This is a genomic window from Acinetobacter sp. YH12233 (assembly GCF_013417725.1).
Classification (GTDB): Bacteria; Pseudomonadota; Gammaproteobacteria; order Pseudomonadales; family Moraxellaceae; genus Acinetobacter.
The window spans coordinates 46,514-58,838 of the sequence record NZ_VPDK01000008.1; the positions used below are offsets into that span (position 1 = coordinate 46,514).

Annotated in this window: 13 protein-coding genes; 7 read left to right on the forward strand and 6 right to left on the reverse strand. The window is 41.3% G+C overall.

Translation table 11 applies throughout. From position 1 onward, the window contains the following. Positions 1-15: 15 nt before the first annotated feature. From FTV12_RS05505 to FTV12_RS05525, 5 genes are all read left to right on the forward strand, one after another. Positions 16-960 (forward strand): ABC transporter permease, encoded by a 945-nt coding sequence (locus FTV12_RS05505; protein WP_179992570.1) that lies wholly within the window; start codon positions 16-18, stop codon positions 958-960. Further along, positions 960-1,841 (forward strand): ABC transporter ATP-binding protein, encoded by an 882-nt coding sequence (locus tag FTV12_RS05510; RefSeq protein WP_179992571.1) that lies wholly within the window; start codon positions 960-962, stop codon positions 1,839-1,841. Before FTV12_RS05505 ends, FTV12_RS05510 begins: the two co-directional genes overlap by 1 nt. Positions 1,842-1,920: 79 nt before the next feature. Next, on the forward strand, positions 1,921-2,928 hold the full coding sequence (locus FTV12_RS05515) for an isopenicillin N synthase family oxygenase (RefSeq protein ID WP_179992572.1): 1,008 nt from the start codon (positions 1,921-1,923) through the stop codon (positions 2,926-2,928). Next, entirely contained in the window at positions 2,925-3,806 is an 882-nt protein-coding gene (locus tag FTV12_RS05520; RefSeq protein WP_179992573.1) for a hypothetical protein, read from the forward strand. Before FTV12_RS05515 ends, FTV12_RS05520 begins: the two co-directional genes overlap by 4 nt. Before the next feature lie 8 nt (positions 3,807-3,814). After that, on the forward strand, positions 3,815-4,144 hold the full coding sequence (locus FTV12_RS05525) for a multidrug efflux SMR transporter (RefSeq protein WP_179992574.1): 330 nt from the start codon (positions 3,815-3,817) through the stop codon (positions 4,142-4,144). Between the two features lie 285 nt (positions 4,145-4,429). On the opposite strand, the gene FTV12_RS05530 is transcribed toward FTV12_RS05525, so the two are convergent. The 4 genes from FTV12_RS05530 to FTV12_RS16515 are packed head-to-tail and all read right to left on the reverse strand — an operon-like array spanning position 4,430 to position 7,821. Beyond that, the gene (locus FTV12_RS05530) at positions 4,430-5,452 is read right to left on the reverse strand and encodes an ABC transporter substrate-binding protein (protein WP_180033683.1); all 1,023 of its coding nucleotides are present in this window, start codon (positions 5,450-5,452) and stop codon (positions 4,430-4,432) included. Further along, complete coding sequence (gene atzF, locus FTV12_RS05535; protein ID WP_180033684.1) at positions 5,449-7,257, reverse strand: allophanate hydrolase; 1,809 nt, start codon at positions 7,255-7,257, stop codon at positions 5,449-5,451. Before atzF ends, FTV12_RS05530 begins: the two co-directional genes overlap by 4 nt. Next, positions 7,254-7,706 carry a CopG family ribbon-helix-helix protein gene (locus FTV12_RS05540; protein ID WP_099339103.1) on the reverse strand — a complete coding sequence of 151 codons (453 nt, stop codon included), beginning with the start codon at positions 7,704-7,706 and terminating at the stop codon, positions 7,254-7,256. Before FTV12_RS05540 ends, atzF begins: the two co-directional genes overlap by 4 nt. Beyond that, positions 7,699-7,821 carry a hypothetical protein gene (locus FTV12_RS16515; RefSeq protein ID WP_257218449.1) on the reverse strand — a complete coding sequence of 41 codons (123 nt, stop codon included), beginning with the start codon at positions 7,819-7,821 and terminating at the stop codon, positions 7,699-7,701. Before FTV12_RS16515 ends, FTV12_RS05540 begins: the two co-directional genes overlap by 8 nt. Positions 7,822-8,441: 620 nt before the next feature. Here FTV12_RS16515 and FTV12_RS05545 point away from each other — a divergent pair. Beyond that, positions 8,442-9,443: an OmpA family protein gene (locus tag FTV12_RS05545; RefSeq protein WP_180033685.1), complete on the forward strand. Its 1,002-nt coding sequence runs from the start codon at positions 8,442-8,444 to the stop codon at positions 9,441-9,443. A gap of 83 nt (positions 9,444-9,526) precedes the next feature. Continuing rightward, the gene (locus FTV12_RS05550; protein ID WP_179992578.1) at positions 9,527-11,446 is read left to right on the forward strand and encodes an AAA family ATPase; all 1,920 of its coding nucleotides are present in this window, start codon (positions 9,527-9,529) and stop codon (positions 11,444-11,446) included. Positions 11,447-11,581: 135 nt separating this feature from the next. Here the strand turns inward: FTV12_RS05550 and FTV12_RS05555 are convergent, their stop codons facing one another. Both FTV12_RS05555 and FTV12_RS05560 read right to left on the reverse strand, forming a co-directional pair. Then, the gene (locus FTV12_RS05555) at positions 11,582-11,884 is read right to left on the reverse strand and encodes a helix-turn-helix domain-containing protein (RefSeq protein ID WP_179992579.1); all 303 of its coding nucleotides are present in this window, start codon (positions 11,882-11,884) and stop codon (positions 11,582-11,584) included. A gap of 1 nt (position 11,885) precedes the next feature. Further along, the gene (locus tag FTV12_RS05560) at positions 11,886-12,233 is read right to left on the reverse strand and encodes a type II toxin-antitoxin system RelE/ParE family toxin (RefSeq protein ID WP_179992580.1); all 348 of its coding nucleotides are present in this window, start codon (positions 12,231-12,233) and stop codon (positions 11,886-11,888) included. Between the last annotated feature and the right edge of the window lie 92 nt (positions 12,234-12,325).

Here is a 12,325-nt window from a genome sequence, read left to right on the forward strand (position 1 = left end):
TTGAGGGGCAACACTATGAGTTACGTTGCACGTGAACTCAGTCAAAGAAATAAAATACTGTTTGGCTTGGGCTCTTTTTTAATACCGATCTTGATTTGGTGTGCAGTCAGTTATTTGCCATTTATCTGGCATCCACAAGTCCAGATTGCCGATTCAGGCAGCGTTAGCTATTTACAAGTCGGTAGTCGTATTGATAAGGATATCTTTTTCTCTGCTGCGCAATCCGCAGTGGATCAAGGTCTGGCGCCGCCCCAAGGTATTCTGGTCAATCCGATCTATCTGCCTGCCCCGCATGAAGTGGCGATCGCATTGGTCACTGCATTTACCACAGAACCTGCTCAAGCCAATGCTCCATGGTTTCATGAAAGCCTGTGGCACAGTATCAAGTTAGTGTTTACTGCCTTCTTAATATCTTCCCTAATTGGTATTCCACTCGGTATTTTATGTGGCTTCTCTAACAAAATTTCCCAACTGACCGAGCCATTTGTTGAGTTTTTCCGCTATTTGCCAGCTCCAGCCTTTGGTGCGCTTGCGGTTGCTATTTTAGGCATCAACGATGCACCAAAAGTAGCCATCATTGTGATTGGAACCCTGTTCCAGCAAATCCTGATTATTGCCAATACCACACGACTGGTAGATCGCAGTCTGATTGAAGCCGGTTTTACTTTGGGTACCAATAAATTAAAAAGCCTGTTTCATGTGGTCATTCCAGCGGCCCTTCCTGAAATTTATCGTAACTTACGCGTACTGCTCGGCTGGGCATGGACGTACCTGATCGTGGCTGAATTGATCGGTAGTACGTCTGGTATTACCTGGTTTATTACCCAGCAGGCCCGTTATCAGAATTTTGACAATGTCTTTGCAGCGATCCTGATCATTGGGGTAATTGGTCTGCTCTGTGACGTGATTTTAATGAAATTGGGACAACGCTTATTTAAATGGAAACCGGGAGCAAACTGATGCAAAACACTGAATTTAATACCCACGAATATTTTGACAAGATTTATAGCCGTCCAGTCATCCTGGAAGCCAAACAGCTCACTCAATCCTTCAAGCATGGCAAAACTGAACGCACCATTTTAAATGGCATTGACCTGAAAATTCATAAACGTGAGTTTATCTGTGTGATTGGTCCATCAGGTTGCGGTAAATCGACTTTTAGCCGTGTGGTAGCTGGGCTAGATCCTTATACCAGCGGTGAAATTCTGGTGGATGGCAAGCCGATTACTGGCCCAAGCCCAGAACGCGGCATGGTGTTTCAGGGGTATACCCTGTTCCCATGGAAGACCGTGAAAGAAAACATTATGTTTGGCCCGAAAATGAAAGGCCAAAGTAATGCTTCTGCTGAAGCGCAGGCACGTGAATGGATCAATATCATTGGTCTGGAAAAATATCAGGATCAGTATCCGCATCAACTTTCAGGCGGAATGAAACAACGTGTGGCGATTGCCCGCGCCTTGGTCAATGAACCTAAAGTATTGCTGATGGATGAACCTTTTGGTGCACTAGACCCGCATACGCGCCAAAAAATGCAGCGTCATCTGATGGATTTGTGGAAAAACATCGACATTACCATCATTTTCGTGACCCACGATATGGATGAAGCGATCTTGCTGGCAGACCGGATTGTGGCGCTGAAAGCCAATCCAGGTGAAATCAAGGAAATTATTGAGGTCAATCTTCCTCGTCCACGCCATCCGGATCTGATGCTGACTCCGGAATTTAAACAGCTTCGCGAGCACGTCAATCATCTAGTACATGCACAGGAGGATGAGCTGGATCCTGCACTAGCCGATCTTCCAGAAATTCCACGCTTGACCAAAGTCAGCACGAGCAAATAATCCATTTAAAAAAAGAGCCTTTGGGACGACCCAAAGGTTTTAGTCGCTGTGTTGGACGACCAACAATAAGGTGATTGCAATGCAAGACCAATACGTACTCCCACTCGTCGATATTTCTAAAATGCAAAGTCCACATCTGGCCGATCGTCTTGAAGTTGCGGCAGCTTTAGACCAGGCCTGTAAAGATGTCGGATTCCTTTATCTTAAAGGAGATCAGTTTAATTTTGATTATGCCACGTCACTGGTTGAACTGGCTAAATCCTATTTTGAGCAGGATCTGGACACAAAAATGCAGCACTATATTGGCAAATCCAGTAACCATAGCGGTTATGTGCCAATTGGTGAAGAACAGTTCGCAGGCAACAGTTATGACCTCAAAGAAGCCTACGATGTGAATTATGACTATCAGGGTTCTAGAACAGACTGCCCATTACTTGGCCCAACCTTATGGCCTGATTATCCAAATTTTAAAGCCATTGTCAGCCAATATTACGGTCACTTGCGCACCATTAGCGAACAAATTTTTTCTGCTTTTGCCCTGGCTCTTGGTGTCAAAGAAGATTTCTTTGCCGATAAAATTAATGATGCGCCAAGTCAATTGCGCCTGATTCATTATCCGTACAATCCGGATATCAAAGATGCCGAAGGCATCGGAGCACATACCGACTATGAATGCTTTACCCTGCTATTACCAACTGCGCCAGGTTTGCAGGTGCTGAACAAAGCTGGCGAATGGATTGATATTCCATTGATTGAAAATACGTTGGTGATGAACATTGGAGACATGATGGAAATCCTGTCCAATGGCAAATACCTGGCAACCAAACACCGCGTAAAAAAAGTCTCTGAAGAACGTTATTCCTTCCCGCTGTTCTGTGCCTGTAACTATGACACGGTGATTGAACCGGTGGTAAAAACTGATGATTCCAAATATAAGCCTTTGATTGGTGGTGAACACCTGTTTAATCAGACCGCACAAACGTTCCAGTATTTAAAACAGCGAATTGCCAATGGTGAGCTGGTTCTAAAAAATGCCGTTCCACTGTCTTCCTTTGGTTTAAATGAAAAATCGGAGGCAGCATCATGAACCTATTAGAAGCCATAAAAAAATTAACGCCAACAACTACTCAACCTGAAGTAGTTCCGAGCTTTTTATATGGGGCATTTCGCAGGAAAAGCATCAGTTTCTTTAATGGCCTGACCGATCAAAACACCATTGTGTACTGGTTCCAGTCACGCAGCTTTACTATTGATCTACGCCTGAAAAGTCAGAATGACACACCAGTGACAGAACGTCAGGGCTGGATTGGCAATACGGTATGGGATGATGCAACGCAGCTCTTGTCATGGGAAGTTGAAGACTACGCCAATTATCAAAATCATGTGCAGTGGCCTGAACCGGCCAAACTACATGCGATCGGGAACTGTATTCTGGAATTTTTACCCAGCAACGTCTATGTCGAAGACTGGCGTCAGCAAGTGAAGAAAGGTCTGTTCTTAGGCCTACGTCTAGAATCTGCGGTAGATGTCCAATCAGGTGCAAAGCTGCAAATGGATGGCGGTCTGATCATCTGTGATGATCATATAGCCTATGCCCTGACCCGCTTGCCAGAGGTGCAATCTCAAGTTGCAGAACTAGATATCAAGTCAGCCGATACTACTTCATTTGATCTATTACAAAGCTTTGAAGTCTCTATTGGCACCCAAGGTTTAAGTAAAACCTACAGCACCCGTACCGGTGAAACAGGCAACGCCTTTGATCTGGACAATTTTGAAATTCTGGATGCAACCCGTCTGGTCCAGCATGTGGTTCTGGATGGTCGTGCAATTGACCTGATTTTTAAGATTGATATCTACCAACCTGAATATGAGTTTCAGCACAGGACTAGCACGACTGCAGAAGCAGCACAGTGGATGAGCGCGGAACAGAATCACCTGCTGCATCATGCAGAACGGGTGTTATAAGGAGGAATATGGCTTTTTTATATCTATCCGTTGCTATTATTGCAGAAGTCATCGCGACTTCTGCACTAAAGGCCTCCAATGGCTTTAGCGTACTCTGGCCTTCAATCACCACATTTGTTGGCTATGCGATTGCCATTTTCTTTCTTTCCATGGCCATGAAAACCATCCCAATGGGCATTGCTTATGCCATCTGGTCCGGTGCAGGTATTATCCTGATTTCTACAGTGGGACTGCTGGTGTTCAAGCAGCATCTGGATATTCCGGCACTGATTGGTCTGTCATTCATGATTGTGGGAATTATTTTTATTAATGTCTTTTCCAAAAGTATTGAACTTTAATTTCTTAATATTAGTGTTTTTCATCAGTCATTTTTTAATTACTAAGAAGTAAATTCCCTCTCCTTGTAGGAGACTTGCGGAGCATGCTCCTCAGGGAGAGGTTCTCTCTAATAAATACCCTCATCCTCTTGCAAAGCTATGCTTCTCATCCCAGAGGGAGAAGAAACTTTCAATATCCATTAAATTTGAATATTAATGATCATTTTTCGATTTATAAAAGATATTTACACATCTAACAATAAAAAATCCCCGAAACTGGGGATTTTTTATTGTTTGGATTTCGACTTATTTCAGCTCTTGTACCAGCGTTGGAACAATCACACTATCCACATTCATTTCAGTGCTATAAATGCCATTAGTGACGTTAAACTTGTTGACGTGATAGCTTGAACCATAGATCGAATCGAAACCCTCACCTTTGGTAAAGACTTTTTTGTTTGCTTCCAGATCCAGCAAATGGGTACCATCTACAAACTGCATATAGGCTTTAGCATCAACACCGACACGTTTCGACATGATTTCTACAGCATCTGCACGTGTTGCCGGGTCATTGATATATTTAACAGTTTTATCCCAAACTTGAATGACCTTTTTCCATTGCTCTTTATTGGCTTCCAGATGCGCAGGATTCACGGTCAAGGTGTCGTAAATCAGACCAGCTTTATCTTTAGAGCTGAAAATAATTTTTGAACCAGCAACCGCAGATAAGGCCTGATTCGCGACTGGCTGCCATACCGCAATCGCATCAATATCCGCTGTTGCAAAGACCTGTGGCAGTTCATTGGTCATGGTATTGACCAGTTTCACTTCATTCAGTTTAACCTTTGCATCATCCAGAGCAGTCGATAGCAGCAAGTGATCGACCAGACCTTTTTCAGTGGCAACAGTTTTACCGCGTAAATCCTGAATCGAGTTGATTCCATTCTTGGCAATGATCACGTCATTTCCGGCTGAATAATCCGTTGCCAGTATCATCACGCCTTTGGTACCACCAGAGCCAGTCACCAGATTATCACCATTGGTTACCATGACTGCATCCAGCTGATTTGCTGCAAAGGCAGACAATGAAGCAGAATAGTCAAACCATTTAAAATCTGCATTCACACCTGCTTCTTTTAACCAGCCTTTTTCAATCGCCACTTGCCAAGCCACCCAACCTGGCCAGTCGCTATAGCCGATACGAATCGGCTGAGTATTTACATTGCCTTTGGCCTGACCAGAGGATTCTGGAACTTTCGCCGTATTGTCACAACCACTGAATAAAATGGCACCGCAAAACGATGCTGCCAGAGTAGCTTTTTTGATCATTGTGCGATTTCCCCTATGCAATTACATTTAAAACGCGTATTTGAAAGTTGTTTTGATTTGATAAATTCACGCCAGCCGCCGAAATGACTGATCTCAGTTGCATCTTCCAGCGCATAGCCTTCGCAGATAAAACCTTTAACCCAGCTGCCATCTGCCAGCTGTACATTGCCAATGCCCAGCGGTGCCGGAACTTCTGCCACGATCTGACCAAAGTTGGCGAATGAAATATCCCAAACTTCCACTTCGATCTCCTGACCTTTGCTGTAGTACTGCAAGCCCGGTTTCGGTGGTGTGGTATTTTTCAGTGCGAACAGTTTGTAGTTGGCTGCGGTTTTGGTTTTTTGCACTAGCGTGCCACCACGTGTGGTGAGCTGGAAGTTCAACGGCATATCAGTCAGATGTGCACCGACAACAGCCAGTTTTACTGCATGCTGTGACTGAATCTGGCCTATTGGTTCATAAGTTTTTTCAGATGTTCCTAGTGTTAAAGCCGTTGCCTGCTGCCAAGTCTGGCCAAAGTTTGCCAAGGCCTGATCCATCCAGGCGGGTGCAATGAAGGTCACCCCACTTGGCAAACCATCAGCGCGAATTGTATTAGGCAGTGCCAAAGCCGATAAATCCGCAAAATTCACGAAGTTGGTATAAGCGCCCATATGGCTGTTTTTCACCAACGGATCAGCTTCTACATCGGCAATCTTGTAGATGGTTGGCGCCGTTGGCACCATCAAGGCATCAAAATCCGCCAGCGCCAGATTGATCTGACGAGCCAATTGCGCTCTTTCATATTCCGCCTGCATCATATCCACGGCATTAAAGTTATCTGCCTGACTGATGATCTGGTTAATCACCGGATGCGTTACATCACGAGAAACCAGTTTTTCAACAGCATTGGTCCGTTCAGCCACCCAAGCCTTGTTATAAAGTGCGGATGCCAACTGGTTGAAAATGCTGAAATCAATCGCTTCAACTGCATAACCAAGCTGTTTTACACGAGCAATTGCCAATTCAAAGGCTTTATCAGTTTCGGCATCGCCATAGAATTCCAGTTGTGCTGGAATCGCGATTTTGCCTTTGGAAAATTGGGTTGGCACATTGGCTGGATGCTGGCGGGAATATTCATCGCTTGCGTCATAGCCTTGCATAATTTGTGCGACTTGCCATGCATCATCTACAGTCAGGGCAAAAATTGAAATTACATCAATAGTGCGGCACGCGGGTATCAGACCTGTAGTGGAGAACCAGCCTTTGGTGGGTTTCAAGCCGACAATATTGTTATGTCCTGCCGGTACACGACCTGAACCCGCCGTATCGGTACCTAAACTAAAAGGCACCTGACCATTCGCCACCGCGACCGATGAACCAGAGCTTGAACCGCCGCTGATATATTCCGGATTAAAGCTGTTTTTCACTGCGCCGTAGGGTGAACGTACACCAACTAAGCCAGTTGCAAACTGGTCCAGGTTGGTTTTACCCACCACAATAGCCCCTGCTGCTTTTAATTTAGCTACGACTGTGGCATCGCTGGTCGCCAGATAAGAAGCTTCTTTGCAGGCTGCGGTGGTATAAAAACCGGCAACATCAATATTGTCTTTGACTGCGAATGGAATGCCGTAGAGTGGCAATTCGGCTAGTGATTTTCCTGTTAAGGCATCAATTTGTGCTTGTAATTGTTCTGCAGATGCAATTGAAATCCAGGCATGATCATCATTTTGAAATGATGCAACATAATCGATCAGGTCCTGTAACTGAATCTGCTGCTGTTGGTAGGCGTTCTGCCAGTCTTGAATTGTCCATAAAGTATTCATGACAATACTCCTTTATTGGTATTTTGGGGAATGGGAGGCATCACGGCATCCATCAGTTCCAGGTGTCCTTTGAGCACCCCTTTTAATGCAATAAATTGTTCGCTAATTTCTTTTAAATCACTGCTTACACCCTGCATCAGCATCACTTGCAGGACTTTCTGATCATCCAGCTGGATATGCAGCGAGCTGATCACCTGTTCCAGATATTGCTGTTGCAAATCGACCAATTGGGAACGTAACGGTTTCAGGCTGACGTCATAGACCAGCGTCAGCGTACCGACCATGACTTCATCACGAGAAACCAGTTCATCAATCAGGTGGCGGTTAATCATGTCGACAATGGCCTGCGAGCGGCTTTCATAATGCTGCTCGACAATTTTCTGATCCATGGCCTGTAATGTGGTTTCCGGCACGGTGATACTGATTCGTGCCAATTTCGGTTTAGACACGTCTGTTTTCCTTGAGTGAATCCTGTTTGACATAAAGCCCGGCGCGAACGCTGAGCAGTTCAATTAAAAATTGGGCAAATGGATGCAGCTTGGCTTTTTTGCTTTGATTATTCATGCGCATCTCCTTGGTATTACTGAATGTGAATTTCGTATTACTTAAGGAAATGCAGAAAGCGTGCCAGTTTTAGATGAGGAAATTTACTAATTACGAGCAGAAAAGACTGAAATTCAGCTTAAAAAAAGCCCCATCAACGGTTATGGGGCTTTTTTGGAATCAAAATGAGTGAATTAATTCACCAAGAGGCCGTTAAATTAATCATGTACTGTAATTATTTTTAGACATGATGGATTGATCGAGAATTGCGTCTGGTTCTTCAAGTAATATGCTCTCCTCTTTTAATTCGGTATATAAATAAAAGCAGAAAATATGCCAAATATAAAGAGTTTTTTATTATTAAAAAATTGATTTAAAACAGTTAGTTGAAACTTAATAAATGCTACAAAATGTGTCTAAAATATTTATGCGCCAAGAGTGATCAAACTTGCACCAAAACGATATCAAAATGGGGTTTTATGGTACAGTTTTTGATAATGGAATCTTCACCAATTACTCTTCTCTAGCTTTAATTATGAATACTAAAGCCGCTCAGATTTAGGTTTCGATTAAAATTTGCACTACAGGTGAATTTCTATACAATAAATTCCATAAAAATGCCCGAACAATAAGGAAATTTAATGAAGACTTCCACTCTCCTTCGTACTGCCATTCTTTGTACGCCTTTTATTTTTGCGGCATGTAGCAAAACCGAGCAAGCAGAAACCTCCAAAACCGAAATCCAGCAGGAAGATACCACGCAAGCTGCCGAAACGGCACAGACACAAGCTTTTGACATCAGTAAAATACCACTCAGCACAGCGACACTCGGTGACTTTCCTTATATTGCCCTGCCAGATGGTTATATCTATCAAAATACCGAGCAGCGCAATTTTGAGCGTGTTCCATTCTGGACAGGACAGCAACTGGAATGGATCGAAGGACAATTATTCAGTTCAGGCATTACCTCGAAACCGGAATATAAAGAAGGCAATTTTTTAGAAATTCAGCGTAATCTGGAGAGTGTGATCAAGGATTTGGGCGGTGTGGAAATTGCCAATAGCCAGATTCCAAAAGACATCATCGAAAAAATTCCGAAGGATTTTCAGGTGCAATATTATGCGGGTCTGGGGGATATTTTTAACTACCCGACCAAGACTTATGTGGTTCGTCAGGAAGATAAGACTGCATGGTTCCAGCTAACCCAATCTGGTAATTATATTTCGCTGATGGTGGCTGAATCTAAATCTTTAAATGTGACTGCCAAAGCCCTGACTTCAAGTGCACTAAAACTAAGTCTTGATCAGGACGATAAAGTCAGCGTACAGATTAACTTTGCAACCGATAAAGCCGAGATTTTGCCGGACTCACAAGCGCAAATTGAGCAGATGGTTGCCTTATTAAATGACAACCCGGATTTAAAACTGGGCATTTATGGTCATACCGACAATACCGGTGATGCAGCTTATAACTTAGAGCTGTCTGATCAGCGTGCGCAAAGTGTGGTTACTGCCCTGACCAAAGCAGGTATTGAAGGCAGTCGTTTAACTGCCAAAGGTTTCGGGAATACTCAGCCTGTTGCAGATAATTCGAATGAAGATGGTAAAGCGAAGAATCGTCGGGTGGAGTTGGTGAAGCTGTAAAAGTAAGTCTATAAGACTTTGAAAATGTTTTAAAAGTGTACCATTACTGATAAATTACCCCCCATAATTCGGGGGCTTTTTTTATGACAGAAAAACTATATTATTGGGCTGAAAATTTAGAAAACTATACATCAGATAACGACAGTGAAACGGGCTATAATGAAGTTATAGAAATCAAACGTCTTAACTTTTTTATTGGAAAAAATAATTCTGGTAAAAGTCGTTTCATTCGTAATCTGTTTCAAACCACTCAAGGTCAGCAACTATATAATTCTCTTCAATTTAGAAGGCTATTGGCTTTCAAAAAGCAATTACAAATAAGTAAAAAATATAGTGATAATAATACCTACTATAACCATTTTTTGAAAACAACAGAGGACATTAAGCCATCAAAAATAGGTTCTGCAAATTCTAACTTTCCACAAGCACTTGATTACTTATCAAGAATTGGACAGCTATCAAGTCTTTACTCAAACAACAATAAATCTATTGCTACATCAATGTTTAATAAAGAAATAGAATTAAACTTAAATCCTATTTTCATAAACAAAAAATTTTACATCCCTATACTTCGAGGAATGCGTCCTGTCACTGACAAAGAGAATAAATATCCATATATTGAGCGAGCTCAGAAAGATTATTTCCAAGATCATAATAAATTTAATCAAGACAACATCATTACAGGTGAACGCCTTTACTATGAACTAAAAGTCCATTTATTAGGTAAACCACAACAACGTGAACTGATAAAACAATATGAAGAAAAATTAAGTCAGTATTTTTTTGATAATGAAACCGTCACTCTAATTCCATATATTGGTAAAGATGATAATGGTCATGAGAATGATGTTGTACATATTAAAATTGGTGAGGATGATCAATTCCCAATTTATAAACTAGGTGATGGTCTTCAACAAGCAATTATTCTGACTTATGAAGCCTATATCAAAAGCAAAGACAAAAATGGTAATACAGAAATCCATGCATTCTTTATAGAAGAACCAGAATTGCATATGCATGCAGGTATGGTTCGACAACTGATGAATTTCTACTTAAATGAAACTTCACACTATTATTTCTTTACTACACATTCAAATCATTTACTTGATATGGCAGATGAATCTGACCAAGTTATGATTCAAAAATTTGTAAAACAAGCTAGACAAGATAATCCTAAAGAATTCGAGTTTAAAATTTATCGATGCGACCGTGATCGCGATTTACTTGCTTCTCTAGGTGTTCGCCCTTCATCTGTATATCTAGCTAATTGCACGATTTGGGTAGAAGGAATTACCGATAGACTCTATATCACTAAATATATGGAACAGTATTTGTCGGAGTTAAAAGAATCAAATCCTGATCTTTATAAAAAGTATCGTCGTTTTATGCCTAATTATCATTATACATTCGTGGAATATTCCGGAAGTAATTTATCTCACTGGTCATTTGATGATGATTACCCTAAAACAAGAGAAGAAAGAATTGAATTCCTTCAGCAAGATCGAGGTCAAAGTGCAACTTCCGTCGCAAGTGACATGCTATTGATTGCTGATGGAGACATACAAAAAAATTCTGAAAAAATAAAATTTTTAAGAAAAGAATTGAATAGAGATAATTTAATTATTTTGGAATGTAAAGAAACAGAGAATACTCTACCTAAAAATGCAATTATTCGAGTTGCGAAAGCAAAATTTCCACGCCTAAAAAATGTACGACAGAGCTATGATATTTCCTTAATTGATAATATTAATCAAGATGATTATTTTGATAATGCTCAATACGGTATTGGTCGCTTAATAGATGAAAAAATTAAGAAACCAACATCAAATACAACCAAAACTGCTTTTGCTGATGGTCCTGGTGTCGGGACTATTAAAGATAAACTAAAATTTTGCCGTGAAATTATCAAAGATTTTGATGAAAATCCTGATTGGAAGCTTACACCTAAAGCTAAAGAATTATGTGAAAAAATTTTTAAGCATATTGAAAGATGTAATAAATAAATTTTAATCTCCCCTAACCCCTCTTTAATAAAGAGGGGGAAATTCCCTCCTTTGGAAAAGGAGGGTTAGGGAGGATTTTTAAGCCACTGGTGCCAAAATAAATAACACCTGTCCTGTTTTCACAGTATGAGCTGATTAAACATTAAACCCAATATGTTTCCCTGTAGGCAGCTCTACATCAATACGCAGCTTTCCACCCATTGCTTCAACATATTTTTTCATTGTCGAAATCTTGAGATCGTTGCCACGATTCTCAATTGCAGATAGTGAAGGTTGTTTAATCCCTAAAGTTTCAGCCAGTTCTTTTTGAGAAATTTCCAACTCTTCGCGAATCATATGAAGATGTTGCTCAAGCAGCAGCTCTTCTGCCATTTCCTGAATACGAGCCTGACTCTCAGGAGAACGTTTCGCCAATAATTCTTGCAAAGTTTTAGCCATATCAGTTTACTCCTAAAGATTTCAAATGCAGTGAATACTGTTCATCTGCAATTGCCAGCATCTCTGTATAGAAACGCTTATTGCCACTTTTATCACCAATGCAGAGTACGATTGCCTGTCTTAACGGATCAAAAGCAAAAAATGCCCGGATTGGTTTTCCTCTATGTTGAACACGTAGCTCTTTCATATTGGTATATTTAGAGTTATATATTGTGTCTACCAAAGGTCGCCCAAGACTTGGCCCTTGACTCTGTAATACCACCAAAGCTGCTAAGACTTTTTCTTGTGTCGATTCGTCCTGTTGTTCAAGCCATTCATTAAATACATCTGTGGTCAGTACCGTCCACATACCACAACCCAAATATAGACTATAAGCTATATATTACTAATGTCCACTCTATACTGCAAATAAAAAACCGCCCTTATGGACGGTCTTTAAAA

Bases quoted from the DNA above. Each gene is read 5' to 3' on its own strand.
- FTV12_RS05550 (WP_179992578.1), top strand. From the start codon at position 9,527: ATGACAGAAAAACTATATTATTGGGCTGAAAATTTAGAAAACTATACA.
- atzF (WP_180033684.1), bottom strand. From the start codon at position 7,257: ATGAATACTTTATGGACAATTCAAGACTGGCAGAACGCCTACCAACAG.
- FTV12_RS05525 (WP_179992574.1), top strand. From the start codon at position 3,815: ATGGCTTTTTTATATCTATCCGTTGCTATTATTGCAGAAGTCATCGCG.
- FTV12_RS05545 (WP_180033685.1), top strand. From the start codon at position 8,442: ATGAAGACTTCCACTCTCCTTCGTACTGCCATTCTTTGTACGCCTTTT.
- FTV12_RS05505 (WP_179992570.1), top strand. From the start codon at position 16: ATGAGTTACGTTGCACGTGAACTCAGTCAAAGAAATAAAATACTGTTT.
- FTV12_RS05530 (WP_180033683.1), bottom strand. From the start codon at position 5,452: ATGATCAAAAAAGCTACTCTGGCAGCATCGTTTTGCGGTGCCATTTTA.
- FTV12_RS05520 (WP_179992573.1), top strand. From the start codon at position 2,925: ATGAACCTATTAGAAGCCATAAAAAAATTAACGCCAACAACTACTCAA.
- FTV12_RS05510 (WP_179992571.1), top strand. From the start codon at position 960: ATGCAAAACACTGAATTTAATACCCACGAATATTTTGACAAGATTTAT.
- FTV12_RS05555 (WP_179992579.1), bottom strand. From the start codon at position 11,884: ATGGCTAAAACTTTGCAAGAATTATTGGCGAAACGTTCTCCTGAGAGT.
- FTV12_RS16515 (WP_257218449.1), bottom strand. From the start codon at position 7,821: ATGAATAATCAAAGCAAAAAAGCCAAGCTGCATCCATTTGCCCAATTT.
- FTV12_RS05560 (WP_179992580.1), bottom strand. From the start codon at position 12,233: ATGTGGACGGTACTGACCACAGATGTATTTAATGAATGGCTTGAACAA.
- FTV12_RS05515 (WP_179992572.1), top strand. From the start codon at position 1,921: ATGCAAGACCAATACGTACTCCCACTCGTCGATATTTCTAAAATGCAA.